A 24,878-nucleotide genomic window follows, 5' to 3' on the forward strand; every position below is an offset into this window, starting at 1 on the left:
CGGGCTTCGGGCTGCAGGGCTGCGCCGAGGACGCCGTGGCCCTCTCCGCGGTCGAGGGTCCCGATCTCGACGCCTGCCCCGAGAACGAGGACCAGACCTGGCCCCGGGGGCCCGGTCCACCCAGCAGGCGCAGGAGCACGACGGGCCTGCTCCCGAGGTGCCCCACCTGGGCGTGGGGCACCGGGTTCCCACCGAGCGGGACATTGTGGTCTGAGGCCGCGTTGCGCGGCACGGCATGTGTCGTCGCAGGTCGGGCGGGGGTCACAGAAGGGTCACACGGCTGGATCCGCCGTCGCGCCTGCATTAACGTTCGGAAAAACGACCCGGGAGTCCGTCCCTGGGGTCGGGGCACAGGCGAATGGGGAAGCACATGCACAAGGTCATCGTGGTACTGGCGGCTCTCGCGGCGGCGGGGGTGTCGATCGGGCTGGTGGCGCCGGCCTGGGCGGCCACGCAGCTCCACGAGGACGGCACCGGCTTCGTGACCGGCGCCGACGCCAGGGCCGCGCTGGGGTGGGACGACGAGACGCTGCAGGCTCACGCGGCCTCGCTCGAGTTCGTGGCCGAGTCCCAGTCGGTGAGCGAGATCTCGTGGGAGTGCGTCAGGCCGGGGACCTCCGAGGTCCTGGCGCAGCGGACGGACCTGGTGATCACGGAGACGCGGGGGATCGCGAGCACGCCGAGCACGCTGTGGTGGCGGACGGTCGTCGGCTTCCGGCTGGAGGGCTTCGACGGCCGGGGCGCCTCGAGCGCGGTCCCCGAAGGTCCCGCGCCCCACTCCTGCCCCGACCCCTCGTGGATGCTGGTGCCGGAGAGCTCGCGGACCGTGGAGGAGCAGGGCGAACCGGTCCTGGCGGTCGTGCACGGCGGGGTGCAGCACCCGGTCCCGGTCGGCTGACCGCGCTCAGCCGCGGGCCGCGCTCAGCCGCTCGACGACGTCCCGGGTCGCCGCCACGATCCCGTCCACCTGTTCCGGCGTGACCTCGGCGGACAGCGTGAACCGGACCGCGGTGGTGGCGACCTCGGGCGGGAACCCCATGGCGGACAGCACGTGCGAGGGCTCGGTGTCCCCGGCGGAACAGGCCGAGCCCGAGGAGACGAGCAGCCCGCGCGCCTCCAGGTCCACCAGGACCGTCTCGCCGTTGACGCCGGGGAAGCAGAACGAGGCGTTGCCGGGCAGCCGCGCCGCCGGCCGCTCTCGCGGGTCGGGGCCGGTCAGCACCGCCGAGGGCACCGCGGACAGGATCCCGGTGATCAGCCGGTCCCGCAGGGCGGCGAGCCGGGCCGCCCGGTCCGGGCGCTCCTCGGCGGCGAGCCGCAGGGCCGTGGCGAGCCCCACGGCGCCGGCCACGTTCGAGGTCCCGGAGCGCCGGCCGCGCTCGTGCCCGCCGCCGCTCAGCAGCGGACGCAGGGGTGTCCCCCGGCGCAGGAACAGCACTCCCACGCCCTTGGGTCCCCCGATCTTGTGCCCGGCGAGGCTCAGCGCCGCCACGTCGAGCGCTTGTACGTCCAGTTCCAGCGACCCGGCCGCTTGGACCGCATCCGTATGGAACGGGACGTTCCGCGCCCGAGCCACCGCAGCCAGTTCGGCGACCGCCTGAACCGTACCCGTCTCGTTGTTCGCATGCATCACGGATACCACCGCGGTGCCCGGACGAACAGCCCTCTCCAGGGACGCGGGGTCCACGAACCCGTCGGCGGACACGCCCAGCTCCGTGACGTCGAAACCGTCCCAGCGGGCGAGGTCCCGGACCGAGTCGAGCACGGCGTGGTGCTCGACCGCGCTCGTCACCACGTGCGTGCACGAGGGGTCCCGGTCCCGGCGACCCAGGGCTATGCCCTTGACGGCCAGGTTGTCCGCCTCGGTCCCGCCGGACGTGAACACGATCTCGGCGGGACGGCAGTTCAGCACCTGCGCGACCGTCCCGCGGGCCCGGTCGAGCCCGGCCAGCGCCCGCCGGCCCGCGTCGTGATGGCTGGAGGCGTTGCCGAATTCCTGGGTGAGGTAGGGCCACATGGCCTCCAGGACCTCCCTCCGGACCGGGGTGGTCGCGGCCGAGTCGAGGTACAGCACCGTCATGCCGTCCCGGTGCCGAGCCCGATGTCGAGGCCAAAGTCCAGGTTGCGGGCCGAGTGGGTGAGCGCGCCCACCGAGATGACGTCCACCCCGGTGGCCGCGATGTCCCCGATGCTCTCCAGGCTCACCCCGCCCGAGGCCTCGACGGTCGCCCGGCCGTCGATGATCGCCACACCGCTCACGAGGTCGTCCACCGAGAAGTTGTCCAGCAGGATCGTGTCCGCGCCCCCGGCCAGGACCGCCTCGATCTGGTCGAGCCGGTCCACCTCCACCTCGAGGTGCACCGTGTGGGGGAGACGACGGCGCAGCTGCCGCAGGGCGCCGGTCAGATCGGTGCCGTCGGCAGTGAGCAGGGCCAGGTGGTTGTCCTTGGCCATCACGGCGTCCGAGAGGGAGTGCCGGTGGTTGTGCCCGCCCCCGCTGCGCACCGCGTGCTTCTCGAGCGCCCGCAGCCCCGGGGTGGTCTTGCGGGTGTCGGCCACCCGGGTGCGGGTGATCGTGCCGGGCGGGAGGTTCGCGGCCTGCTCCACGCGGGCGACCGTCTCCTCGACGGCGGCGACGTAGCGGGCGGTCAGGGTGGCGATCCCGCACATCCGCTGGGTCAGGTTCAGGGCCACGCGCTCGCCGGTCAGCACGGCCCGGGCGGGACCGGTCACCACGGCCAGGGTGTCCCCGGCCTCGAAGCGGTCGCCGTCGGCGGAGACCAGTTCGACGGCCACCGCGGGGTCCGAGGCGGCGAACGTCGCGGCGAGGACCGCACCGCCGGAGAAGACGCCGGCCTCGCGTGCCACGAGCTCAGCCCGGGCGGTGGCGCCGGAGGGGATGAGGTGCTCGGAGGTGATGTCGCCCCAGGGGGCGTCCTCGGCGAGCCCTCGCTCCACGACCTCGGCGATGGCGGCTCGGGTCAGCATGCGGGGATCCTCTCGGGGATGGCGAATAGGTCGATGACAGTATGTTCACTGGTCAGCGTGTGTGCCTGGAGCACATGCGGCGCTGGGTCCTGGTGCCAGAACGTGCGCCGCGCGCGGGCCGGATCCGGCGCCGGGAAGTCCTCCCGGAAGTGGGCACCCCGGGACTCGGTGCGGTGCAGGGCCGCGGCGGTCACGGCGCGGCCCACGGTCAGCAGGTTGCGGTCCTCGACCGCGCGCCGGGAGAGGCCGGAAGGTGGTCGGAAACCGGCCAGCCGCCGGGCCAGTGCCTCGAGCCGCGAGCGGTCGCGCAGGACGCCGGCGCCCGCCCACATGGCGTCCTGGAACTGCGCACGGTCGAACGGCACCGTGCCACCTTCGACCGGCGCAGCCCTCCTGTCGAACGGCACGGCCTTCCCGTCGAGCGGCACCGTGTCCCGATCAACCGGGACGGGCTCCCTGCCGAACGGCGCAGCGCCCCTGTTGAATGGCGCAGCGCCCCTGTTGAACGGCACGGCGCCCCCGGGCCGGCCGGCCGTCGGCAGGAGTTCGGCGCGGCCCTGCAGGACGAGGTGCGCCGGGGTGTCGTGGCCGGTGCCGTCGGCCCGCAGCATGTCTGCCGGCAGCGCGTCCGCCACGCGGGCCCCGAAGACGGCGCCTTCCAGCAGCGAGTTGGATGCCAGCCGGTTGGCGCCGTGCACGCCCGTGGCCGCGCACTCGCCCACGGCGTAGAGCCCCGGGACGGTCGTGCGGCCGAGGCCGTCGGTGGCCACGCCGCCCATCAGGTAGTGGGCTGCCGGAGTGACCGGGACCGGCTCGCGGGACCAGTCGACGCCGTGCGCCCGCAGGGCGGTGTCGATCGTGGGGAAGCGCCGGGCGAGGAACTCGGCGGTCGTGCCGTCCCCGTGCGGGCCGGGGCCGGGCGGGGTCAGCCGGGTGCAGTCGAGCAGGACCGGCCGGCCGCCCTGGGCCAGGGACCGGCGGACGTTCTCACGGGCCACGACGTCGCGGGGGGCGAGCTCCGCGCGCGGGTGCACGTCCTCGAGGTAGCGCCGGCCCGTGGCGTCCCGCAGCACCGCGCCCTCGCCGCGGACGGCCTCGGACACCAGGAAGCAGCCCGGGGCCGCCAGCGCCGTCGGGTGGAACTGCACGAACTCGAGGTCCGCCACGGCGGCGCCGGCGCGCAGAGCCGCGGCGATGCCGTCGCCGGTGGCCACGGAGGGATTGGTGGTGTGGGGGTAGAGCTGCCCGGCCCCACCGGTGGCGAGCACCACGGCGTCGGCCGCGAGCTCCTGCAGCCGGTCCCCGGGGCCGGTCAGGACGAGGGCTCCGGCCGCGCGGCCGCTGGGGCCCAGCAGGAGGTCGACCAGCATGGTGTGCCGGGCAATCGTCAGGCGTCCCGCGGCCTCCGCCGCCAGCGCGGCGGTCAGGAGCGCGCGCTGGATCTCGCGGCCGGTCGCGTCGCCGCCGGCGTGCAGGATCCGGGGCACGGAGTGGGCGCCCTCGAGGCCCTCGAGCCAGGGGGAGCCCGGTCCGGCCTCGCGGTCGAGGACGACACCGCGCGCCACCAGCTCGTCGATCGCTGCCGCCGAGTCGCGCACGAGGACGCGCACGGCGTCGTCGTCGCACGTCCCCGCGCCGGCGGCGAGGGTGTCCTGGACGTGCAGGTCCTCGGAGTCGCGGGGCTGACCCGCCGGGAGCGCGGCTGTCATGGCCGCGATCCCGCCCTGGGCGCGGGCGGTGCTGGTCTCGTCGAGGGCGTCCTTGCTCAGCAGCGTCACGCCGAGGCCGTGGCCGACGGCGCCCAGGGCCGCGGTGAGACCGGCGATGCCGCTGCCCACCACGAGCACGCGCGGTGCCGGGTCCGTGCTCACCGCGGCAGCGCCGCCAGCATCCGCTCGAGCGCCACCTCGGCGTCCCGGGCGGTCGCGGCGTCCACGGAGACCTGGTTGATCACGCGCCCGGCCACGAGCTCCTCGAGCACCCACGCGAGGTAGCCGGGGTGGATCCGGTACATCGTGGAGCACGGGCAGATGACCGGGTCCAGGCAGAAGATCGTGTGCTCGGGGTGCTGGTCGGCGAGCCGGTTGACCATGTTGATCTCGGTGCCGATCGCGAAGGTGCTGCCGGGCTCGGCGGCCTCGATGGCCTTGCGGATGTGGTCGGTGGAGCCGTTCTCGTCGGCGGCGTCGACCACGGGCATGGGGCACTCGGGGTGCACGATCACCCGCACCCCGGGGTGCTCGGCGCGGGCCTTCTCGATCTGGGCCACGGTGAAGCGGCGGTGCACGGAGCAGAAGCCGTGCCAGAGGATCACCCGGGCGTCCTGCAGGTCCTGTGCGGTGTTCCCGCCGAGGTCCTTGTTCGGGTTCCACATCGGCATCTGCTCGAGCGGGATGCCCATGGCCTTGGCGGTGTTGCGGCCCAGGTGCTGGTCGGGGAAGAACAGCACCCGCTGTCCGCGCTCGAAGGCCCACTCGAGGACGGTCGCGGCGTTGGAGGAGGTGCACACGATGCCCCCGTGCCGGCCGCAGAACGCCTTGAGCGCCGCGGAGGAGTTCATGTAGGTCACGGGGACCACGGTCTGCCGGCCGTTGTCGCCGGTCTCCCCGAGGACGTCCATGAGCTGCTCCCACGCCTCCTCGACGGAGTCCTCGTCGGCCATGTCCGCCATGGAGCAGCCGGCGGCGAGGTTGGGCAGGATCACGGACTGGTGGCCGCCGGAGAGGATGTCGGCGGTCTCGGCCATGAAGTGCACGCCGCAGAACACGATGGCCTCGGCCTCGGGCCTGCTCCTGGCGGCGCGGGCGAGCTGGAACGAGTCGCCGAGGAAGTCGGCGTGCTTCACGATCTCGTCCCGCTGGTAGAAGTGGCCGAGCACCACCGCGCGCTCGCCGAGGGTCTCCTTGGCGGCGGCGATCCGCCGGTCGAGCTCCTCGGCGGTGGCGTGCTGGTACTCCTCGGGGATCACGGGCTGGGCGGGGGCGCCGGTGGGCACCACATCGGTCTCGGAGGCCCCGGGGCCGTAGCCGGCGGCGACGGTGGGCGCGAAGTCCCACGGGCTCGCCGCGAGGTCGGTGCTGCAGGTGCTGGTGGCCGGGGCGGTGCCCGGGAGGTCGGCCGGCTTCTCGGTCAGCAGGTCGATGCGGGTGGCGACGGAGGTCATGTCTGCTCCTGGGTGGTGCGGCCGGCCGGGGTGCGGTCGGCGAGGTCGAGGTCGTTGTTGTAGCGGTAGAGCCGGGGCGGGCGATGTCGCGTGCCCTCCAGGCGGGTGCCGGTGTCGAGGACGGCGCCGGACGCGAGCACCTGGCGCCGGAAGTTGGCCGGGTCCAGGGGGGTGCCGAGGATCGCCTCGTGGACCTCCCGCAGCGCGGCGAGGGTGAAGGTCTCGCCGAGGAAGGAGTGGGCCACGCGGCTGTAGGTGATCTTGTTGCGCAGCCGGTAGAGGGCGTAGTCCACGATGCCGCTGTGGTCGAACGCGAGGGGCGGCAGCTCGGTGGTGCGCATCCACGTGACGTTGAGGTCGGCGTGGAGGTCGGAGGCCTGGTCGGCGCGGATCGAGGCCCAGTAGACGATCGAGACGACGCGCTCCTCGGCGTTCGCCGAGCGGGTCAGACCCCCGAAGGCGTAGAGCTGCTCGAGGTAGCCGGGCTGCAGGCCGGTGGTGAGCTGCAGGGACCGGGCGGCGGAGGACTCGAGGTCCTCGTGCGGCTGAAGGGGTCCGCCGGGCAGGGCCCACATCCCTCGGAAGGGATCGCGGATGCGGCGGACGAGGGGCAGCCAGAGCTCCTTGCTGCCGTCAGCACCGGTGTCCCGGGCGGCGAAGATGACGGTCGACACAGCAAGGGCCACGTTCTGCGCGGTCATCGCCACCTCCATCGCGTTCGCTGCCTTCGGGTTGGACTGACTATAACACTGTTCAAGTCAGAGTGACATTAACAAAGTCGTGACCATGGTGCCGCTGACCAGGCCGCATGAGAACGCGGGTTTTCGGGTGTCCACAGGGGTTGCTCCCCGACAGCCGAGGACGTTTACCATCTGACCCATCCAGTCGGCCCGTCCGACCGTGGCAGAGCGAAGCGGGGAACTTCATGGTCCGGTCCAACCCAGTCGGCGCGGCGGTCGGGGGCGTCGTGCTGACGGCACTGCTCCTCACGGGGTGCGGCACCGACGACGACGGCGCCGCGGCGTCACCTTCCAGCGCTGCCTCGTCGGCTGCGGCGGCCTCATCGGAGCCCAGCCCGGACGCCACTCCCGCCGACTACGTGCCGGCCTCGCTCGACGGCCCCGCGCAGAACGTGCCGAAGCCCGTCATGCCGGACCTGGCGCGGGAGGAGTCCCGGGACGGGGCGCAGGCATTCCTCGACTACTGGTCCGACGCCATGTGGTACGCGTATCAGACCGGCGACACCTCATACGCGCGGGACATCACTAGCGACGCATGTGAAGCATGCCTCGATGAACTGGATGACCTGGATGCCGTCTATGAGGAGGGAAATTGGACAATCGGTGGCCGAGAGTCGATTAAAATCGCTCAGGCGGAAATGCTGCGGGCTACAGATGGCGTATATAAACCTATTGTCGTTTATAAACGAGAACCTGGGCAACTGATAAGCGATTCCGAAGTTGAGGTCGACGCGCCAGGAGAACCGAGAGATAGGTCCATACTTTATATGGACTTCTCAGACGGTAGCTGGATTTATATAACTCTTGCCCCCATTGCAGGCGAACAGCAATGAATGCTTTTCGCGCCGTAGCGTTATTGTCCTTGTCCATGGTTCTCCTACCTCTGACGGAGGCTCACGCGTTGGAGGGAGACGAGGGTGACTCCAGACAGACACTGTTCAAAAAGAATGAAATCCAAAAAAGCGAATCCTATAATTTCGATTCTTATGCGGACGGCGACGAGGTAAAGCTGTCGGTCGATGTGCGCCACGAGAGTGGACAGAAAAATTTGGAAAGTATTGCAGCTGTTAAGCACGGATTTGCCGCCCCGGTCGACTACGACCCCGACGAAGACCCAGCCTTCCAGAAAGCGCTCCGCCAGTACCTGAGCGACCAGGGCATCGACCGGCCGTTCAACCCGGACACGATCGCGCAGTCGAAGTCGCAGACGTTCGGCCTGCAGAACCCGTGCACCAACCGGACCGGTGACATCCTCGAGGACTGCCTGGCCGAGCGGGACTGCACCACGGCGGATGGTGGGGACGGCGTGTACATGAATGTCGTTGTGCGACAGGGGGACGGTCCGAGCACGCCGTGGGGCGAGCCCATGTGCGTCTCGGTCGCCGAGGCGGAGGGCGGCGAGGAGATCGTGGAGCTGCCGACGTTCACCCTGCAGGACTTCAGGACCTTGGCTGTTGCGCCCGCGGCCAGTGTCGTCCAGCCCGCGCCCGACACGCTGCGGGGCATGCACACCAACGTCTGGGCGGAGGCCAGGCCCCAGCAGTTCAGCACCGAGCTGGGCGGGTTCCCGGTGCAGGTCCGCGCCGTCCCCGTCCAGTACGCGTGGGACTACGGCGACGGCACCGGGCTCGGTCCCACCGAGCTCAGCGGCGCCCCGCTCGCGGAGGGGGCGTGGGACGTGGAGACCGACACCAGTCACGTCTACACCGAGACCGGCGACTACGCCGTCTCGCTCACCACCTGGTTCTCCGGCGAGTACTCGGTGGCGGGCGGCCCATGGCTGCCCGTGGCAGGGCTCAACGACGTGACGAGCGCGCCTGTGCCGATCAGCGTCTGGCGCTCCACGGTGCGTAACTACGCGGACGACTGCCTCGAGAACCCGCAGGGCACCGGCTGCTGATTTCCGCGCCGACCGCTACGCCGTCGGTTCCTGGTGGGATGATCGATGCACATGGTTCTCCGTTCCCCGGAGAACCCGGGCATCGGTCCCGCCGGTGCTCGCGCGCCGGGCGAGGAAAGGGGTGGAACAGTGACGATCTCCGGTCCGTGGGTGCTCCACTTCAGCTGGGGCTGCACCGACGACTACGGCAGGGTAGGCCTCGTGTTCAACGCTGACGGCAGCTTCTCGGGCGGCGGCTTCTCCGGAGCCTGGCGGCAGCACGACGGCACCCTGCTGCTCCGCTTCGTCGACGGCCCCGCACAGTACGGCGGCACGCTCACCGGCAGCGCGGGAGCAGGGGCGATGTCCTCCTTCGACGGCTCGCCGGGTGGCTGCTGGTACCTGGTCAGGCGGGAATCCGCCGGTTGGCCGGACTCCGCGGACAGCAGCGCGGGGCAGCCCGCGGACGTCGCCGGGCGGAGGCTGGACTCCGCGGGGACGGCGCCCGGTGAGTTGGGCTCCGCGGGGACGGCTCCCGGTGAGCTGGACGCCGCGGGCAACCGGATCTGATGCGGAGGGGTGGGGAAGTGATGACCACGAATCACGGACACCGGCACGGACCGTTCTGCGGTGTGATCCCGCCGTACGTGCACGAGCAGATGGCGGTGCACGGGGACGAGCAGACCCGCAGGAACGCCCTGGCCGCCCTCGCCGTGGACACCACGGTCCGGGCGGAACGGCTGATCGCGGACCTGACCGCTCGGGCCGTAGCGGCGCAGGCGACCGCTCACAAGGAGCGCAGGGTCCACTCGGCGGGCAACACGGCCGAGCTGCCGGGGACGCTCGTGCGCTCGGAGGGAGACCCCGCCAGTGCGGACCCCGCCGTGGACGAGGCGTACGAGGGGCTGGGAGCCACGTTCGACCTCCTGCAGGAGGTCTTCGGGCGCAACTCCCTCGACGACGCCGGCATGGCCCTGCTCGGCACGGTGCACTACCAGAACAAGTACAACAACGCGGCCTGGGACGGCCGGCAGATGATCTTCGGGGACGGCGACGGCCAGTACTTCAACCGCTTCACCGCCTCCGTGGACGTCATCGGGCACGAGCTCGCGCACGGCATCACCACCCACGAGTCCGACCTCCTGTACATGCACCAGTCCGGGGCGCTCAACGAGCACTTCTCCGACGTCATCGGGGCCATGGTCAAGCAGTACGTGGCCGTTCCCCGGAAGACGGCCGCGGACGCCGACTGGATCATCGGCGCCGGCCTCTTCACGAACGCCGTCAACGGCGTGGGTCTCCGCTCGATGAAGGCGCCCGGCACCGCGTTCGACGACGACGTGCTGGGCAAGGACCCACAGCCGGACCACATGTCCCGCTTCGTCCACACCCTGGACGACAACGGCGGGGTGCACATCAACTCCGGCATCCCGAACCGGGCCTTCTACCTCACGGCGACCGGACTGGGCGGTCACAGCTGGGAGAAGGCCGGCCGGATCTGGTACGCGGCGATGCGGGATCCCGAGCTGCGGAGCCTGCGGTGGACCGCGCAGTTCAAGGACTTCGCAGGCCTCACGCTCGAGCACGCCGTCACCCTGTTCGGACCCGCGGAGCAGACCGTGGTGGCGGACGCCTGGCAGCAGGTGGGGGTCACGCCCGAGGCGACCCGGTCCGTGGGCGCCCTCGCGGACGAGTGGGTGCTCCACTACAGCTGGGGCTGCACGGACTCCTACGCGCGGGCGGGCCTGACCTTCCACGAGAACGGCTCGTTCACCGGCGAGCTGTCCGGCCGGTGGCACCAGCAGGACGGCACGCTGCTCCTGTCCTTCGATGCCGGTTCGGCCCGGTACGCCGGCACGCTCGCCGGCGACGTCGCCACGGGCGCCATGTCGACCTTCGACGGAGCGGACGGGTGCTGGCGCCTGACCCGGAAGGGGGCCACGGGTATAGTCGGGAACTGATTTCCCACCGGCCCCGCCGGTCCCGCGCGGGACCGGCCCGGGCCATCCGCGTCCTACGGAGGGACGGTGCCGTTCATGGCGAGAGTCAGCTACCGCCTCGAGGGAGGCATCGCGTACTTCCCCGGGCTGGCCGTGGAGCGAAGCTTCGAGACCGAGTCCCTGCCCCGGGCGCAGCAGGACGCGCTGCTCGACCTCTTCGAGGCCGTCCGTGCGCACCGGCTGGGATCGACCGCGCCGACGACCCGCCACGGTACGGCCGACCAGCAGTCCTACGTGATCGAGGTCCGGGAGAGCTCCGGTGTCCGGCGCCTCGTGGTGAGCGAGTTCGACCAGGACCCGGCGGCCCAGGAGCTCGTGGCACGGTTGCGCGACTGCGCCGACCAGTGCGAGCCCGGCCGGGGGCCGTGAGGCGGAGCCGGGTGGTCCGGTCCTGGAGCGGCACCCGCACGGACGGCGTTGCGGAAACTGCGCAGCCGTCCCGGAGCAGGGGGGCCCGGAGCAGGGCGGCCCGGGGGTTATCCGGGGTCATCCCCCGGTGCCGAGACGCCTCTGGGGTGAGGCATTAGCTTCCGCAAAGGCATCGTCCCTTATCAGAAGACTATCGGGTGGTTAGACTCAGCGGAATCTGACCGCCGTGCCCACCACCAGGAGTCCGAGATGTCGAACAGATCGCGCGCTCTTTCCGTCACCCTGCTCGCGGCAGCCCTGGTCGTGGCGGGGAGCCCGGTCGTCGCGGTCGAGCCGACGCGGGTGCCGCAGCAGCCTGATGCTCCTCCCGTGATGCCGGCCGCCGATCAGCTGGTGGCCAGGGCCGAGACCTACCCGCAGGCGGACGCGAACGTCTACACGGTCTCGGTGGCCCGCAACGGCGGTCCCGAGGGGCGCGACGGATTCGCCCTGGACGTGCAAGAGGTGGTCGACGCCGCGCTGGAGGACCTGAAGACCCTGGACTCCTCTCCCGCGGACCCCCTGCTCGTGCTCGACCCCTTCGGCACCAACACCACCGGTGTGCTCGCCCAGTTCGACACCGAGGACAACGGCACCCTGACGTACACCGTCAGCTCTCCCGGCACCGAGGACTTCACGCGCGTCGCCAAGGACCACGACCCGAGCGCCTCGTCGTTCGAGGGGCAGCTCATCGGAGTGGTCCCGGGCGTCGAGAACACCGTGACCACCACCTGGCAGCCCGACGGCGGCGAACCCACGGAGTTCTCGTTCACCATGACCGCTCCACCGAGCGCTTCGGGCGACCGCACGACCCTCGACCGCACCGTGGTGGGGGACGCCGAGGAGCTCACCGAGGGCCTGTTCGCCGTCATGGGCCTGAAGCGACACATCGACTACACCCTGCTCTACGACAACGCGGGGGTGCTACGCGCGGAGTTCGACCTCGAGAGCTACCGCACTGACCGCCTGGAGTTCTACGGCGACACCATGGTGACCACCGTCGGGGCGGACAAGGTCGCCCGGATCGACGGGCTCGGCCGGGTCGTGGCCACCCACGTCCTGGACGGCTACGAGATGCACCACGACTTCGACGTCACCGACGACGGCAAGCTCGTCATCCTGGCGACGGAGACCGCCAAGGGCAGCGTGGAGGACGTCCTGGTTTCCCTGGACCTCCGAACCGGGGCCTACGAGAAGACGGTCGACTTCACGGAACTCCTCGCCGACTACAAGTCTCGCACCCAGCCCCAGGGCCCGAACGGGGTGGACGACTGGCTGCATCTGAACTCGGTCGACTGGTCCCCCGACGGCGACTCCGTGATCGTCAGCGCGCGCGAGACCTCCGCGATCCTGAAGGTCGACGACGTCCACGGGAACCCAGCGGTCGAGTACATCATCGGTCAGCGCGAGGTCTGGGCCGGCACCGACGCCGAGGACCTGCTCCTCGAGAAGGCGGGGGACTTCCCCGACACCGGCGGGCAGCACTCGGTGGTGCGCCACGACGACGAGTCGCTGGCGGACGGCCAGTACTACCTCACGATGTTCGACAACTCGTTCTGGAGGATGAGCAGCCGCCCGGACTACACGGCTCCCGTGCCCGCCGGGGCTTCCCCGGTGCCCACGGCAGACCCCTCCCTCCGCTCGGAGTACCGGAAGTACCTCGTCGACGAGAACGCCGGGACCTACAGCGAGGTCGAGACCGTCCCCGTGCCCTACTCCGCGATCGTCAGCAACGTGCAGGACCTCGGCGGTCCGCTCGTGGTCAACAGCGGCCAGGCCCTGACGTTCGCCGAGTACGACGCTCAGCGCCAGGTCGTCGCTCGCTTCGACTACGCCCTCGAGGGGCCGACCGAGAACGACTTCGCCTACAAGGTGCTGAAGTACGGGTTCGGCGACTTCTGGTTCACCGGGGACTGAGCCGGCGCGCTCACGCCAGCGGGGACGGGCGGCGCCACCAGGACCACCGTGAGGCAGTCCTGCTTCAGCTCGTGTTCAGCAGGTGGTGGTTGGCTGGATCGTGCGAGGGGATCCCCGGGACACAGGGAGAAGCTGACGGTCCCGGTCGAGGGTTGGAAAGCCGCGACCGGGACCCGTCCCGGAGGCCGGGCCCCGCGCGCGTCCGAGGAGTTCGCGCGCGGGGCCCGGACCCTCGCCCGCAGGGGTGGAGCCCCGTAGAGTGCGCGTCCTGGCACCGGGGGCGGACACCTCCGTCCGGTGCGCACGGCAGGACATCCCGCTCGAAGCGCGACCCCGACGACACCGGAGAACACTGTGCCCATCAGCGCCACCGACTACGCCCACGTCCGGCTCACGGTCACCGACATCGACCGATCCCGCGCCTTCTACGACGCCGTCTTCGGCTTCCCGGTCGCCTTCGAGGCTCCTCCGGCGGACGCCGACCAGGAGACGAAGGACCAGCTGGCCTTCCTCTTCGGCGGCGTCATCTACCAGTTCGGCGGTGGCCTGCTCGGACTCCGGCCGGTGGCGCCGGACGGGGACCGGCACGACGCGGACCGGGTGGGGCTGGACCACTTGTGCTTCACCGTGGCGTCGCAGGCCGACCTGCAGGACGCCGTCGTCGTGCTGGACGACCTGGGGATCGCCCACGAGGGGATCAAGGACATCGGCGTCGGCCACATCCTGGAGTTCCGCGACCCGGACGACATCGCCCTGGAGCTGCACGCCCCGGCCGCCGACCCCCGGGACGCCTGAGCCGCGCGGCGCTTCACTCCTGCCCCATGGACTCCGCCCACTCGGCGACACGGGCGTTGCTCTGCTCCTCGGAGAGATCCTCGACCCGGGTCATGACCGACCAGCGGACGCCGATCGGGTCGCGGATGCTGCCGTAGCGGTCGCCGGAGACGAACGTGCTGACGGGTTCGCGGACCGTGGCGCCGGCGGCGACGGCGCGCGCCACCGCGTCGTCGACGTCCGGGACGTAGAGGCCCAGCGAGTAGCAGTCGTCGTCGCCCGCGGGTGGAGGCACGAGGTGGAAGGCGGGGTTCACCTCGCCCAGCTGGAGCCGTCCGCTGCCGAGGTCCAGGGTCGCGTGCACGACGACGGGAGTCCCGTCCGGCCCGGGCATGTCGGTGCGGTCGACGAGGACGGCACCGAAGACGCGGGTGTAGAAGTCGATCGCCGCGGCCGCGTCGACCACCGCGATGAAAGGGGTCAGGGACGTGTACCCGTGGGGCGTCCCGTCGGAGGTGTGCGCTCCGGTGACCCCACGGAGGTTCTGCTCTGTGCTCATGCCCCGAGCCTAGTGAGCGGTCCGCGGCCGGTCTTGAAGATTTCCGCCACCCTCGGGTGGCTACGCTCGTGCCATGAGCGAGCCGCCCACCACGCGGGGCCACCTCACCCCGGGACCGCACGCCACGGTCGTGCGCCTGCCCGCGCCCGACGACGTCGCCCACCTCGTCCGGCAGCTGTGGATCCCGGAGTGGGACCTGCCGGCGGGGGAGCGGGCCGAGCAGCTGGTGCTGGGCTATCCGGCGAGCAACGTGGTGGTCGAACCGGACGGTGTGGTGCTGCACGGGCCCACGAGCCGCGCGTCCACCCGGGTGCTCACGGGCCGGGGTTGGGCGGTCGGCGCGCTGCTGCGACCGGCGGGGGTCCTGCTGTTCACGGAGCGCCCGGCGGACCTGCTCGACGGGTCCGCGCCGGTTCGTGCGTCCGGGCTGCACTCGGCCGTCGCGGGGGCCATGACAGGGGACGGCCCGACCGGCCGGCACGCGCGGTCGGCGGTCCTGCTCGCGGGCCACATCCGGGTGCTGGCAGCGGAGGTTCCCCCGGCGGCGGCGCGGGACGGTGCCCTGGCCAATCGCATGGTCGACCTCCTCGAGGCGGGCACCGATGTGCGGAGCCCGGCCGACCTGGCACGGCAGCTGCACGTGTCCGAGCGCTCACTGCAACGGCTCGCGGCCCGGTTCGTGGGAATGCCGCCGCAGCTGCTGCTCCGTCGTCGTCGGCTCCAGGAGGCGGCCGAGCGGATGCGCGCCGACCCGGCCGCGGACCTCGGGGCGCTCGCCGCGGAGCTGGGCTTCGCGGACCAGTCCCACCTCACCCGGGAGTTCCGGTCGGTGCTGGGGGCCACCCCGCGCGGCTACGGCCGCGCTCGCTCCGGCCGAGGGGGCGGATAAGAGGTCCTGGCGTGCCGGCTCGGGGGCCGCGCCGGGCCGCTCGTTCTGGATCCAGGGTGCAGGGGTGCCGCCGGCTGTGAGGAAGGAGACAGCGGCGGTGCAAATAACTCCGGGGGATCTTCCGTTGACACGGAAAGAACCCGTGCTCTGATGAAAGGTCTCCCCGTGCCGAACTCCACCTTGTCCACCCCCTTCACCCTCGGTTCCCTCCAGCTGCCGAACCGTCTCGTCATGGCGCCGCTCACCCGGATGCGCTCCGGCCGTGACGGCGTCCCCGGAGAGCTCAACGCGGAGCACTATGCCCAGCGCTCCTCGATGGGCCTCATCGTCACCGAGGGCACCTACCCCGATGAGGTGGGGCAGGGCTTCGCCTACCAGCCCGGCATCGCGACGCCGGAACAGGTCGAGGGCTGGCGCCGTGTGGCCGAGCGTGTCCACGCCGCCGACGGCCGGCTCTTCATGCAGGTCATGCACGCCGGGCGCGTCACGCACCCGGACATCAACGGCGGTTCCCAGCCGGTGGCTCCGAGCGCTGTCGCGATCGAGGGGAGAACGCACACCTATCGGGGCAAGGCGGACTACCCCGTCCCGCACGCCCTGACCGACGAGGAGCTGCCGGCCGTGGTGGAGTCCTTCGTCCAGGCCTCGCGCAACGCGATCGAGGCGGGCCTGGACGGTGTGGAGATCCACGGAGCCAACGGCTACCTGCTGCACGAGTTCCTCGCGCCCGGCGCCAACCAGCGGACCGACGAGTACGGCGGTTCCCCGGAGAACCGTGCCCGCTTCGTGGTCGAGGTCGTCCGAGGCGTGGCCGAGGCCGTTGGTGCGGACAAGGTCGGCCTGCGGATCTCTCCCGAGCACAACATCCAGGCCGCCTGGGAGACCGACCACGAGGACGTCCGGGCCACGTACTCCGCTCTCGTCGACGGCATCGAGGACCTCGGCCTCGCCTACCTGTCAGTCCTGCACAAGGAGCCGGCGGGGGACTTCGTGCAGGGGCTGCGCGCCCGCTTCGGCGGCGCCTTCCTGGCCAACAGCGGTTTCAGCGACGTTCCGACCACCCGCGAGGAGGGGGTGCGGCTGATCGAGGAGGGCGTGGCGGACGGCGTCGTCGTCGGGCGCCCGGCGATCGCGAACCCGGACCTGGCGCGGCGCTGGGCGGAAAGTCTGCCGGAGAACGTGCCGGACCCGCGGACGTTCTACACGCAGGGCGCCGAGGGCTACACGGACTATCCGTTCGCGCAGGCCTGAGCGGTTCCCGCCTCCTGCCCGGCCGTGCCGGGCGGAACACGGGGTTCTTCTTGGTGATCCACGTCACGTCCTAGCGTGTCGGAGCAGGCTGGGATCATGAACCATGGCCGCCACCGCCGTTCCGCCGCGAAGCCTGGAGGATGCCCTCCGGGAGGAGACGGACCTGGCCGAGATCGGCGAGGAGTTCTCCGACGGCGTGCGGGCACTGGTCGAGGAGTCCCGTGCGGAGGCCAGGGCCGCGGGACGCCAGTACCGGCTGCTCCACCGGCTCTGGCAGCTGCAGGAGGAGGCCCGCGAGCAGCGCTGGATGGTGGAGGCGCTCTGGATGCCGCCTGAGGCGGACCGGTTGGGCCCGCACTCCCTCGAGCCCGATGAGCAGACGGTGCGGGACGTGGCCGACGAGATCGGTCCGGTCCTCCGGCTCCCCGCGGGCACCGCGCTGCGCCGTGTCGAGGACGCCGTGATGCTCGCGGAGGCCCTGCCCGAGGTCCTCGAAGCGCTCGAACAGGGCCTGGTGGGAGTTCGGCAGGCGGGGGTGCTCGTCGAGCTGTGGCGCGAGCTCGTACGGGACGCCGACAGCCTCCCGCCGGAGCAGCAGGCGCCGGTCGAGAGCGTTCGCCGGATCGTCGACGAGCTGCTCTTTCGGGCGCCGGACAGCACCGTGGCCCAGCTGCGCGCCTTCGCACGCCGGCGCCGCGCGGGTCTGCTGCGGGAGACCGAGGAGCAGCGCCACCGGCTGGCGCTGCGGGACCGGCGCGTGTGGGTCGAACCCCGGGAGGACGGCATGGCACAGCTGTGCGCCCTCCTGGACGCAGCCACTGCGCACGCGATCCAGGACCGCCTCGACACGCTGGTCGGTCGCGCGGTCCCCGCGGCCCCCGTCGAGGTCCTCACGGCGCAGACTCCGGCCTCGTCGCTGCCCGCGTCGTCGGCCACGGCCGCGTCGGACGGAGGGTCGCTCGAACTCGCTCCCGGGTCTCCGGAGCGTCGCACGGTGCCCCAGCTGCGGGCCGACGTGCTGGCGGATCTCCTGCTCGACGGCGAGCCCGCCGACCTGCCCGACCACCTCCGCGGCATCCGCGGGCACGTGACGGTCACCGTGCCCGTGCTCGCGCTCCTCCGAGACGCGGGGGAGGGGATCCCGGGTTCCGTCGAGAGTCTGCCGCGCACCTCCCGCTGCGCGGAGCTGGAGGGCTACGGGCCCATCCCGGTCGGTCTGGCGGAGCGGATCGCGGCTCGCGCGCCGTCCTGGTCACGGATCCTCACCCATCCCGTCACCGGAACCGTCCTGGACCGGGACCGCAGCACCTACGCGGTGCCCGCGGATCTCAAGCACCGTCTGCGAGCCAGAGACGGCACGTGCCGCTTCCCGGGCTGTCGGCGCCGGGCGTCTCGCTGCGACCTCGACCACACGATCGCATGGGCGGACGGCGGCCGGACCTCGGCGGACAACCTCGCACACCTGTGCCGGCACCACCACCTGCTCAAGCACCGGGACGGCCCGTTGGGCCGGTGGCGGGTGGAGCATGTGGCGCCTGAGCGACTGGAACCCGGGCACCTGGAACACGGGGGCTTCAAGCCGGGGCGATCGGACCCCCGGCAGCCGCAACCCGGACGCGAATACCCTGTCCCCGAAGAGTCCGGAGAGGCAAACTTCCTGCACCACCACGGCGTGCTGGAGTGGACCTCCCCTGCGGGACAGGTCCACCGGACCTACCCGCAGGAGCACCATCACCCGGACCCGGCACCGGACAGAAAATCGTACGTCGTCCCGGCCCCTGCCCCGCGCCCAGGACCGGATCACGCGCCGCACCGTGTCACGGGCGCCGCTCCGTGCTCCGTTCCTCGGTCTGGTCCTGGAGTCGATCCGGCCGGCGATCCGCCGCCGTTCTGACATCCTGGAACCTGGAACCTGGAACCCGGGGAGTCGGGATCCGGGGAGTCGGGATCCGGTACCTGCCGCCCGCCCTGTTCCGGGCTCGCCCGAGCGCACCAGGACCGGACCTGCACGGATGGGCCCGCCCGAAGGCGTCCACGACCGGACTTGCCCGAACGCTCCCACGGGCGGATCCGCACGGACGGGGCCGCCCGAACGCACCCATGACCGTGCCCGCACGGAGAGGAGCCGACCGTGACCACCCCGTCGCCCACCGAGATGCGCTCGGCGCTGCTCGACCTGGTCCGCCTCCGCGGGCCCGAGAAGACCGTCTGCCCGTCCGAGGCGGCCCGCGCACTGGCCCCGACGGCTGGCGGCACCTGATGGAGGACGTGCGTCAGGAGGCGTACAGGATGGCCGACGACGGGCTCGTGGACATCACCCAGCAGGGCCATGTGGTCGACGGCCGGACGGCCCGCGGGCCGATCCGCGTCCGACTCCGCTGATCCGGACACGGGCTCCCGGGTAGCGTGTGGGTCATGACGACCGCACCGATCAGCACCCTCCTCGGGTCCGCCGCCCGCGCGCCGTTCGTCCTGCTCAAGCAGTTCCGACCCCAGAGGCCCATCCACTCGGAGGGTGTCGGGCTCGAAGGCCTCCTGACCCGGGCGGGCGGCGGCACCAGCGGCATCCACTGGATCGACGAGGCCGGTGAGGACCCGGTGCGCGCCCGTTTCTCCCGCTCCATCGGCTTCCCGCAGGGATGGCCCGACATCCTGGGTCTCGCCCTGCGCTGCCCCGTGCCGCCCTCCGGGCAGATGGAGGGCCGCAGCGACGGCCGGGCCGACGTCCTCCTCGCGACCGCCGGCAGCGGGCAGTTCTCCCGCTTCGTCCCCACCTTCCATCGGCACGTGCCGGACAGTGCGTTCGCCTCCTTCATGCCCTATCGCGGTCTCGGCGGCCCCGTGCTGGTCGCCGCCCATCCCGAGCCGCGCACGGAGCGCCTGCCGGCCCGCCCCGACCTCTTCCGGGCGTCGGTCGCCTCCGAGCCGTGGGTCCTGGGGCTGTACTGGGCCACGCCCCTGGGGCCGTGGCAGCGTTTCGGGACGGTCGAGCTCGGTCCCGGCGCGCCGTTCGGGGAGGACGAACGCTTCGACCCCCTGGTCAACGTCCCCACGGGTGCCGAGAACTACGAGTGGACGTGCCGGCTGCGGGAGCCGTCCTACACCCTGGCCCGCACACCGCGGGGGCAGCTGCGCCGGGCGTAGAATCGGCCCATGGGACTGAGACTGAGCCCGGCACCCACCACCTCGACCGTCCGCCGTCACGCCGTCGTGGAGTCGCCCATCGGCCCGCTGGCACTTGTCGAGGAAGCAGGGGCGCTCGTGGCGCTCTCCGTCGAGGAAGCACGCCAGGGGCCGATCCCCACCGCTTTCGGGGCACGAGACGACAGTCTGCTCCCGCACGTCCGCGAGCAGCTCGGCGAGTACTTCGCGGGACGGTTGCAGGAGTTCGACGCCGACGTCGTCCTCCACGGGACGCCGTTCCAGGTGCGCGTGTGGAACGCCCTCGCGCAGATCCCGTACGGCACGACCGGCACATACGGGCAGGTGGCCCGTGTCATCGGGGCGCCCCGCGCCGCCCAGGCGGTCGGGGCCGCCAACGGCCGCAACCCCGTCAGCCTGCTCGTCCCGTGCCACCGGATCATCGGCGCCAACGGGCGGCTCACCGGCTACGCCGGCGGCATGGAGCGCAAGGAGTACCTGCTGCGGCTCGAGGGTGCGCTGCTCTGACCCCTCACCGCTGACGCGCCACCAGGAGGACCCATGCCCCGTCTCGACGACCTCGCCACCGCCAATCTCCGGAAGGCGCGGGCGTCCGGTGCCGGGCGCAGCGCAGAGCTCGTGGTCCACGACGGCGTGCTGCGGCAGACGATGATGGCGCTGTGCGCCGGCAAGGAGCTCGCCGAGCACGTCTCTCCTCCCGCCGCCACCCTGCAGCTGTTGCGCGGCCGGGTCCGGGTGCTCAAGCGCGGTCAGCTCGCCGAGGAGCTCACGGCCGGGGAGCTGCTGTCCCTCACCGACTCCCGCCACTCGGTGGAGGCCCTGGAGGACTCGGTGTTCCTGCTGACCACGGTCTGCCGGCCGTCGGACGGCTACGATCCCCGGGTGGCGTGACCCGGGTGCCTCGGTTCAGAACGCGTAGCGGACGTCACAGTACGGCAGCTTCTCGTGCAGCAGGTCGAGGAACTGCTCCAGGTACCGCTGTTTGTCCCGGAACCGGTACCGCACGTTCAGGGCCCCGTTCTGGGAGCGCTTCGTCTCCTGGAGGTCCGGGCGCCACAGCACCTCCTCGGCCTTGGGGTGCCACTGCGTGTTGACCTCGTGGAGCTGGGCGTTGTGGGTGAGGAAGATGACCTCGGAGGCCAGCTGTTCCTTGGCCGCCGTGCTCAGACCGTCGTCGAGCTGCTCGAAGAGCTCGGCCCAGTCCTCCAGCCACGTGTCCGTGACGATCACCGGCGAGAAGTTCACGTGCACCTCGTACCCGGCCGCCACGAACTCGTCGATGGCGGCGATCCGCTCCGGCACCGGCGTGGTCCGGATGTCCGTCAGCTTGGCCAGGTGCGCCGGCATCAGCGAGAACCGCACCCGGGTCCGTCCCTGCGGGTCCCAGTCCAGCAGCTCCCGGTTGACGTACTTCGTGGCGAAGGACGCCTTGGCCGTGGGGTGGCGGCGGAACAGGTCCACGAGGTCCTGCACGTTGTCGCTGAGCAGCGCGTCCACCGAGCAGTCGCTGTTCTCCCCGAGGTCGTAGACCCACGCGTCCGGATCGCACTGGTTGGGCTCCGGCTTGGTGCCCTGCCGGCGGATGTGCCGGTCCAGGTAGCCGGTGATCTGCTCGATGTTGGCGAAGACCGTCACCGGATTGCTGTAGCCCTTCCGGCGGGGCACGTAGCAGTAGGCGCATGCCATGGCGCACCCGTTGGCCGTGGACGGCGCGATGAAGTCCGCCGAGCGGCCGTTGGGCCTCGCCGCCAACGACTTCTTGACCCCCAGCACCAGGGCCTCGCGCTTGATCCGCACCCACCGCCGCGCGTTGGTCTCGTCCCCGTGCAGCTCCGGGATCTGCCAGTGGCTCGGCACCTCCACCAGGGTGGCGTCCGGCCACCGTTCGAGGACCTGCCGCCCCCGGGGCAGCTCGGCGGCGGCAGGTTCGTAGTAGATGCGGGTGATGTCGACCATGGACGGTTCCGGGGGCATGAGGACGAGTCTAGGAACCGCCTCCGACAGCCGGTGCGCAGGGGTTTCCCCGGAAATGGGCAGTGGACTTCGTACCAGGTGGCCACCAGGATGGCATCACGGTCCGACCGCCCCGACCGCACCGACCACGAGGGAGCTCCTCCATGAAATCCGTATGGCTCGACACGTACGAGGTGCCGTCCACCGCGTCGGACCAGTTCGTCCCGGGGGTGCACTACGACACCGTCGTGGCGGGTGCCGGGCTGACCGGGCTGACCACCGCGGTGCTGCTGGCGCGTGCGGGCCAGCGGGTCGCCGTGCTCGAGGCCCGCTCCGTGGGTGCCGTCACCACGGGCAACACGACGGCGAAGCTGTCCCTGCTGCAGGGCACCACGCTCTCCCAGATCCACCGGCACCAGTCGGACACGGTGCTGCGCGCCTACGTGGACGGGAACCGGGAGGGTCAGGAGTGGCTGATCCGCTACCTCGAGGATCGAGGGGTCCCGTTCCAGCGCCGCGCCGCCTACACCTACGCCACGACGTCGCAGGGCACCTCCGCCCTGCGCAAGGAGCTCCAGGCCGCCCGCATCGCCGGTCTGCACGTGAACTGGACCCGTGACACCGGTCTCCCCTACAAGGTCTCCGGTGCCATCACGATGCCGGACCAGGTCCAGTTCCACCCCATGGAGGTGCTCGGCGCCCTGGTGGCCGAGCTGCGGGAGCGCGGCGGCACGCTCGTGGAAGACGTCCGGATCACCGGTGCCGGCGTCCGCTCGCCGCTGACGGTGCAGACCTCGCAGGGGTCGGTGCGTGCCGACCGGCTCGTGCTCGCCACGGGCACCCCGGTCCTGGACCGCGGCGGGTACTTCGCCAAGCTCTCCCCGAACCGTTCCTACGCGCTGACCTACCGGGTTCCCGGGGCGCCGGGGTCCATCCCGGAGGGCATGTACATCACCGCGGACAGCCCCGGCCGGACCCTGCGCACCGTGCCGGTCGACGGGGAGGAGCTGCTGCTGGTGGGCGGCAACGACCACGTGGTGGGGCGCTCCGCCTCCCCGCAGGCCGCCGTGGACGACCTCGAGTCCTGGACGCAGCGCTGGTTCCCCGGGGCCGAGCGCACCCACGCGTGGGCGGCGCAGGACTACCAGTCGGTCAACCTGATCCCCTTCATCGGCGCCCTGCCCCGCGGCGGCGGCAGCATCTACCTCGCCACCGGCTACAACAAGTGGGGGATGAGCAACGCCGTCGCCGCCTCGATCGCGCTGAGCGCCGAGATCCTCGGCGGCAGCGTTCCGTGGGCCGAGACGCTGGGCCGGCGCGTGACCACGCCGTCGGACATCCTCACCGCCCTGCGCGTCAACGCGGGCGTGGGCCTCAACGCGCCCAAGGACTGGTTCAGAGCCGAGCGCAAGGAACTGCCCGGTGGAGCGCCCGCGGAGGGTCGGGGCGTCGTCGGCCGCGAGCACGGCCGCCCCGTGGCCGTGTCCACCGTCGACGGCACCACCTGCAAGGTCTCCGGCGTCTGCACGCACCTCGGCGGCGTGCTGCGCTGGAACGACGCCGAGCGCTCGTGGGACTGCCCCCTGCACGGTTCCCGGTTCGCCGCGGACGGCTCCCTGCTCGAGGGCCCTGCCGTGAAGGACCTGCCCCGGGCCGGGCACTGACCCGCCCCGGACACGGCGGCGGCCCCCACCCGTGAGGATGGGGGCCGCCGCCGTGTCCGGGCACGCGCTGTCCGGGGGACCTACTTCTTGGAGGAGGTCTCCTCAAGCTTCAGGGCCACGCCGATCGCGAAGAAGGTCGGGGTCCACTCGCCCACGAACAGGCCCCAGCGGTCGGCCTGGGGCTTGGACTTGCTCTTGCCGAGGCTGACCGTCCAGGAGAGGACGGACAGGCCGATGGAGGCGAAGCCCGCCGCGTAGGCGTGCTCGCTGCGGACACCAAGGTTCTGGATCGTGCTGATCATGGAAGTACCTCTTTCCTGTGGCGGTCACCGTGAACGGTGAGTTCCTCGAGCGGTGTTCGCCCAGTCTCACATGAAACGAGGCAATACGAAAGCAGGCTGACTATAAAGTCCGCTGAGAGCAAGAGCCGGGCGCTCGGCGCAGCAGGCGCCGGACCACCAGTGGACCGGTCACCAGCAGGCCGGCTGCTACGATCCGCCGCTGCGCCGTCCTGCGCCGACCCGCCCATCCGCCGGAGACCGCCGCGGTCTCGGGGTTCGGCGAGGGCTGGTGCAGGTTTCCGGTGCTGTCCGTCGCGGTGTGCTCGTCCGAGAGGTGGGAGGCGTCCACCTGCCGCGCCATCATCGCCTCCATCGGCCCCGGGGCCAGCCGGTGCTCCAGCACCATCGAGCGGCTCATGGCTCCCACGACCACCTCCCTGCGGGGCCTCCGCGCGACCGAGACGACCGCGCGCGCCACCGCCCGGGGATCGGACACGGGCGCCATCGGCTGGACGGCCCGGCCGGTGTAGTTGGCGGCGTGACGGAAGAAGGGTGTGTCGATGCTCGCGGGGAGCACCGTGCACACCTTCACGTCGTCGAACCCGTCCAGGCTCAGCTCCTCGCGAAGGCTCACCCCCAGGGCGCGGACGGCGGCCTTCGACATCGAGTAGGCGGAGGTGTAGGGCTGGGCGATCTCGGCCACGACCGAGGACACGTTCACGAGCACCCCCCGGCCCTGGCGGCGCATCACGGGCAGGGCGGCACGGGCGCCGTGGACGTAGCCCATCACGTTGACGTCCAGGACCCGCCGGAAGTCCTCGAGCGGCACGTCCAGGAAGGGCGAGAAGAAGCCCACGGCGGCGTCGTTGACCCACACGTCGAGGCGGCCGAACTCCTCCACCGCTCGCCGGGCCAGCTCCTCCACGGCCTCGGGGTCGGTCACGTCGGTCGGCACGGCGACGGCTCGGGCACCCCGCCGGCGGCACTCCTCGGCCACGGTGTCGAGGGCCTCGGCCCGGCGGGCCGCGAGGACGAGGCTCGTTCCCCGCCCGGCGAAACGGAGGGCAGTCGCCCGGCCGATGCCGCTGGACGCTCCGGTGATCACGACGACGGACTCCGGCTTGCGCATGCTGCTCCCTCTCCTGGTGGTGCCACGGCAGCCTGAGCAGGTGCCGACGGCGCCCAGTCAACCACTCGAGGGCGGGACGGGACCAGGGCCCGGTGGGTCCGTGAGGGGAGATGACCGTGCC

General features: G+C 71.7%; 24 protein-coding genes and 1 pseudogene. 16 read left to right on the top strand and 9 right to left on the bottom strand.

All coding sequences use genetic code 11. From position 1 onward, the window contains the following. Nucleotides 1-370 precede the first annotated feature (370 nt). Complete coding sequence (locus ACFYE1_RS02785; RefSeq protein ID WP_387739720.1) at nucleotides 371-898, top strand: hypothetical protein; 528 nt, start codon at nucleotides 371-373, stop codon at nucleotides 896-898. Nucleotides 899-904: 6 nt separating this feature from the next. Here the strand turns inward: ACFYE1_RS02785 and ACFYE1_RS02790 are convergent, their stop codons facing one another. The 5 genes from ACFYE1_RS02790 to ACFYE1_RS02810 are packed head-to-tail and all read right to left on the bottom strand — an operon-like array spanning nucleotide 905 to nucleotide 6,852. After that, nucleotides 905-2,074, bottom strand: coding sequence for a cysteine desulfurase family protein (locus tag ACFYE1_RS02790; RefSeq protein ID WP_387739914.1), 1,170 nt, complete (start codon nucleotides 2,072-2,074; stop codon nucleotides 905-907). Between the two features lie 2 nt (nucleotides 2,075-2,076). Then, the gene (gene nadC, locus ACFYE1_RS02795; RefSeq protein WP_387739721.1) at nucleotides 2,077-2,988 is read right to left on the bottom strand and encodes a carboxylating nicotinate-nucleotide diphosphorylase; all 912 of its coding nucleotides are present in this window, start codon (nucleotides 2,986-2,988) and stop codon (nucleotides 2,077-2,079) included. Next, on the bottom strand, nucleotides 2,982-4,859 hold the full coding sequence (locus ACFYE1_RS02800; protein ID WP_387739723.1) for an L-aspartate oxidase: 1,878 nt from the start codon (nucleotides 4,857-4,859) through the stop codon (nucleotides 2,982-2,984). The genes nadC and ACFYE1_RS02800 overlap by 7 nt, the downstream gene beginning before the upstream one ends. Continuing rightward, complete coding sequence (gene nadA / locus ACFYE1_RS02805; protein WP_387739725.1) at nucleotides 4,856-6,151, bottom strand: quinolinate synthase NadA; 1,296 nt, start codon at nucleotides 6,149-6,151, stop codon at nucleotides 4,856-4,858. Before nadA ends, ACFYE1_RS02800 begins: the two co-directional genes overlap by 4 nt. Beyond that, nucleotides 6,148-6,852, bottom strand: a complete 705-nt coding sequence (locus ACFYE1_RS02810; protein WP_387739727.1) for an NUDIX hydrolase — start codon at nucleotides 6,850-6,852, stop codon at nucleotides 6,148-6,150. The genes nadA and ACFYE1_RS02810 overlap by 4 nt, the downstream gene beginning before the upstream one ends. 266 nt (nucleotides 6,853-7,118) lie before the next feature. Here ACFYE1_RS02810 and ACFYE1_RS02815 point away from each other — a divergent pair, with 266 nt between their 5' ends. The 7 genes from ACFYE1_RS02815 (at nucleotide 7,119) to ACFYE1_RS02845 (ending at nucleotide 13,890) form a co-directional block, all read left to right on the top strand. After that, nucleotides 7,119-7,724 (top strand): DUF6318 family protein, encoded by a 606-nt coding sequence (locus tag ACFYE1_RS02815; protein WP_387739729.1) that lies wholly within the window; start codon nucleotides 7,119-7,121, stop codon nucleotides 7,722-7,724. A gap of 188 nt (nucleotides 7,725-7,912) precedes the next feature. Next, nucleotides 7,913-8,791, top strand: a complete 879-nt coding sequence (locus ACFYE1_RS02820) for a PKD domain-containing protein (RefSeq protein WP_387739731.1) — start codon at nucleotides 7,913-7,915, stop codon at nucleotides 8,789-8,791. Between the two features lie 129 nt (nucleotides 8,792-8,920). After that, nucleotides 8,921-9,340 carry a hypothetical protein gene (locus ACFYE1_RS02825; RefSeq protein WP_387739733.1) on the top strand — a complete coding sequence of 140 codons (420 nt, stop codon included), beginning with the start codon at nucleotides 8,921-8,923 and terminating at the stop codon, nucleotides 9,338-9,340. A 20-nt stretch (nucleotides 9,341-9,360) separates the two neighbouring features. Further along, on the top strand, nucleotides 9,361-10,731 hold the full coding sequence (locus ACFYE1_RS02830; protein ID WP_387739735.1) for a M4 family metallopeptidase: 1,371 nt from the start codon (nucleotides 9,361-9,363) through the stop codon (nucleotides 10,729-10,731). 75 nt (nucleotides 10,732-10,806) lie between these two features. Continuing rightward, on the top strand, nucleotides 10,807-11,139 hold the full coding sequence (locus tag ACFYE1_RS02835) for a protealysin inhibitor emfourin (RefSeq protein WP_387739738.1): 333 nt from the start codon (nucleotides 10,807-10,809) through the stop codon (nucleotides 11,137-11,139). Between the two features lie 249 nt (nucleotides 11,140-11,388). Continuing rightward, nucleotides 11,389-13,095: an aryl-sulfate sulfotransferase gene (locus ACFYE1_RS02840; protein WP_387739741.1), complete on the top strand. Its 1,707-nt coding sequence runs from the start codon at nucleotides 11,389-11,391 to the stop codon at nucleotides 13,093-13,095. A gap of 354 nt (nucleotides 13,096-13,449) precedes the next feature. Further along, complete coding sequence (locus ACFYE1_RS02845; RefSeq protein WP_387739744.1) at nucleotides 13,450-13,890, top strand: VOC family protein; 441 nt, start codon at nucleotides 13,450-13,452, stop codon at nucleotides 13,888-13,890. Nucleotides 13,891-13,903: 13 nt separating this feature from the next. Here ACFYE1_RS02845 and ACFYE1_RS02850 read toward each other — a convergent pair whose 3' ends face one another. Beyond that, the gene (locus ACFYE1_RS02850) at nucleotides 13,904-14,428 is read right to left on the bottom strand and encodes a VOC family protein (protein WP_387739746.1); all 525 of its coding nucleotides are present in this window, start codon (nucleotides 14,426-14,428) and stop codon (nucleotides 13,904-13,906) included. 73 nt (nucleotides 14,429-14,501) lie between these two features. On the opposite strand from ACFYE1_RS02850, the gene ACFYE1_RS02855 reads away from it, so the two are divergent. From ACFYE1_RS02855 to ACFYE1_RS02885, 7 genes and pseudogenes are all read left to right on the top strand, one after another. Further along, complete coding sequence (locus ACFYE1_RS02855) at nucleotides 14,502-15,317, top strand: AraC family transcriptional regulator (protein WP_387739749.1); 816 nt, start codon at nucleotides 14,502-14,504, stop codon at nucleotides 15,315-15,317. A 150-nt stretch (nucleotides 15,318-15,467) separates the two neighbouring features. Beyond that, complete coding sequence (locus ACFYE1_RS02860) at nucleotides 15,468-16,568, top strand: alkene reductase (RefSeq protein ID WP_387739751.1); 1,101 nt, start codon at nucleotides 15,468-15,470, stop codon at nucleotides 16,566-16,568. A 103-nt stretch (nucleotides 16,569-16,671) separates the two neighbouring features. Further along, complete coding sequence (locus tag ACFYE1_RS02865) at nucleotides 16,672-18,462, top strand: HNH endonuclease signature motif containing protein (RefSeq protein ID WP_387739754.1); 1,791 nt, start codon at nucleotides 16,672-16,674, stop codon at nucleotides 18,460-18,462. A gap of 261 nt (nucleotides 18,463-18,723) precedes the next feature. Beyond that, nucleotides 18,724-18,950: pseudogene (locus tag ACFYE1_RS02870) on the top strand (DUF3253 domain-containing protein). 33 nt (nucleotides 18,951-18,983) lie between these two features. Beyond that, nucleotides 18,984-19,712: a hypothetical protein gene (locus ACFYE1_RS02875; RefSeq protein WP_387739756.1), complete on the top strand. Its 729-nt coding sequence runs from the start codon at nucleotides 18,984-18,986 to the stop codon at nucleotides 19,710-19,712. A 9-nt stretch (nucleotides 19,713-19,721) separates the two neighbouring features. Next, complete coding sequence (locus ACFYE1_RS02880; protein WP_387739758.1) at nucleotides 19,722-20,237, top strand: methylated-DNA--[protein]-cysteine S-methyltransferase; 516 nt, start codon at nucleotides 19,722-19,724, stop codon at nucleotides 20,235-20,237. Between the two features lie 33 nt (nucleotides 20,238-20,270). After that, entirely contained in the window at nucleotides 20,271-20,621 is a 351-nt protein-coding gene (locus ACFYE1_RS02885) for a cupin (protein WP_387739759.1), read from the top strand. Nucleotides 20,622-20,636: 15 nt separating this feature from the next. Here the strand turns inward: ACFYE1_RS02885 and ACFYE1_RS02890 are convergent, their stop codons facing one another. Continuing rightward, a complete protein-coding gene (locus ACFYE1_RS02890; RefSeq protein WP_387739760.1) occupies nucleotides 20,637-21,686 on the bottom strand; it encodes a spore photoproduct lyase family protein in 1,050 nt (349 codons plus the stop codon). A 161-nt stretch (nucleotides 21,687-21,847) separates the two neighbouring features. Between ACFYE1_RS02890 and ACFYE1_RS02895 the strand changes: the two genes are divergently transcribed. After that, the gene (locus tag ACFYE1_RS02895) at nucleotides 21,848-23,347 is read left to right on the top strand and encodes an FAD-dependent oxidoreductase (protein ID WP_387739761.1); all 1,500 of its coding nucleotides are present in this window, start codon (nucleotides 21,848-21,850) and stop codon (nucleotides 23,345-23,347) included. An 80-nt stretch (nucleotides 23,348-23,427) separates the two neighbouring features. Here the strand turns inward: ACFYE1_RS02895 and ACFYE1_RS02900 are convergent, their stop codons facing one another. Both ACFYE1_RS02900 and ACFYE1_RS02905 read right to left on the bottom strand, forming a co-directional pair. After that, nucleotides 23,428-23,649 (bottom strand): hypothetical protein, encoded by a 222-nt coding sequence (locus ACFYE1_RS02900; protein WP_387739763.1) that lies wholly within the window; start codon nucleotides 23,647-23,649, stop codon nucleotides 23,428-23,430. Between the two features lie 100 nt (nucleotides 23,650-23,749). Beyond that, the gene (locus tag ACFYE1_RS02905) at nucleotides 23,750-24,757 is read right to left on the bottom strand and encodes an SDR family oxidoreductase (protein ID WP_387739765.1); all 1,008 of its coding nucleotides are present in this window, start codon (nucleotides 24,755-24,757) and stop codon (nucleotides 23,750-23,752) included. Nucleotides 24,758-24,878 lie beyond the last annotated feature (121 nt).

Source organism: Kocuria nitroreducens (assembly GCF_042879195.1).
GTDB classification, from domain to species: domain Bacteria; phylum Actinomycetota; class Actinomycetes; order Actinomycetales; family Micrococcaceae; genus Kocuria; species Kocuria nitroreducens.

Bases quoted from the DNA above. Each gene is read 5' to 3' on its own strand.
- ACFYE1_RS02785 (WP_387739720.1), top strand. From the start codon at position 371: ATGCACAAGGTCATCGTGGTACTGGCGGCTCTCGCGGCGGCGGGGGTG.
- nadC (WP_387739721.1), bottom strand. From the start codon at position 2,988: ATGCTGACCCGAGCCGCCATCGCCGAGGTCGTGGAGCGAGGGCTCGCC.
- nadA (WP_387739725.1), bottom strand. From the start codon at position 6,151: ATGACCTCCGTCGCCACCCGCATCGACCTGCTGACCGAGAAGCCGGCC.
- ACFYE1_RS02810 (WP_387739727.1), bottom strand. From the start codon at position 6,852: ATGACCGCGCAGAACGTGGCCCTTGCTGTGTCGACCGTCATCTTCGCC.
- ACFYE1_RS02830 (WP_387739735.1), top strand. From the start codon at position 9,361: ATGACCACGAATCACGGACACCGGCACGGACCGTTCTGCGGTGTGATC.
- ACFYE1_RS02835 (WP_387739738.1), top strand. From the start codon at position 10,807: ATGGCGAGAGTCAGCTACCGCCTCGAGGGAGGCATCGCGTACTTCCCC.
- ACFYE1_RS02840 (WP_387739741.1), top strand. From the start codon at position 11,389: ATGTCGAACAGATCGCGCGCTCTTTCCGTCACCCTGCTCGCGGCAGCC.
- ACFYE1_RS02850 (WP_387739746.1), bottom strand. From the start codon at position 14,428: ATGAGCACAGAGCAGAACCTCCGTGGGGTCACCGGAGCGCACACCTCC.
- ACFYE1_RS02855 (WP_387739749.1), top strand. From the start codon at position 14,502: ATGAGCGAGCCGCCCACCACGCGGGGCCACCTCACCCCGGGACCGCAC.
- ACFYE1_RS02860 (WP_387739751.1), top strand. From the start codon at position 15,468: ATGAAAGGTCTCCCCGTGCCGAACTCCACCTTGTCCACCCCCTTCACC.
- ACFYE1_RS02865 (WP_387739754.1), top strand. From the start codon at position 16,672: ATGGCCGCCACCGCCGTTCCGCCGCGAAGCCTGGAGGATGCCCTCCGG.
- ACFYE1_RS02875 (WP_387739756.1), top strand. From the start codon at position 18,984: ATGACGACCGCACCGATCAGCACCCTCCTCGGGTCCGCCGCCCGCGCG.
- ACFYE1_RS02880 (WP_387739758.1), top strand. From the start codon at position 19,722: ATGGGACTGAGACTGAGCCCGGCACCCACCACCTCGACCGTCCGCCGT.
- ACFYE1_RS02885 (WP_387739759.1), top strand. From the start codon at position 20,271: ATGCCCCGTCTCGACGACCTCGCCACCGCCAATCTCCGGAAGGCGCGG.
- ACFYE1_RS02890 (WP_387739760.1), bottom strand. From the start codon at position 21,686: ATGGTCGACATCACCCGCATCTACTACGAACCTGCCGCCGCCGAGCTG.
- ACFYE1_RS02895 (WP_387739761.1), top strand. From the start codon at position 21,848: ATGAAATCCGTATGGCTCGACACGTACGAGGTGCCGTCCACCGCGTCG.
- ACFYE1_RS02900 (WP_387739763.1), bottom strand. From the start codon at position 23,649: ATGATCAGCACGATCCAGAACCTTGGTGTCCGCAGCGAGCACGCCTAC.
- ACFYE1_RS02905 (WP_387739765.1), bottom strand. From the start codon at position 24,757: ATGCGCAAGCCGGAGTCCGTCGTCGTGATCACCGGAGCGTCCAGCGGC.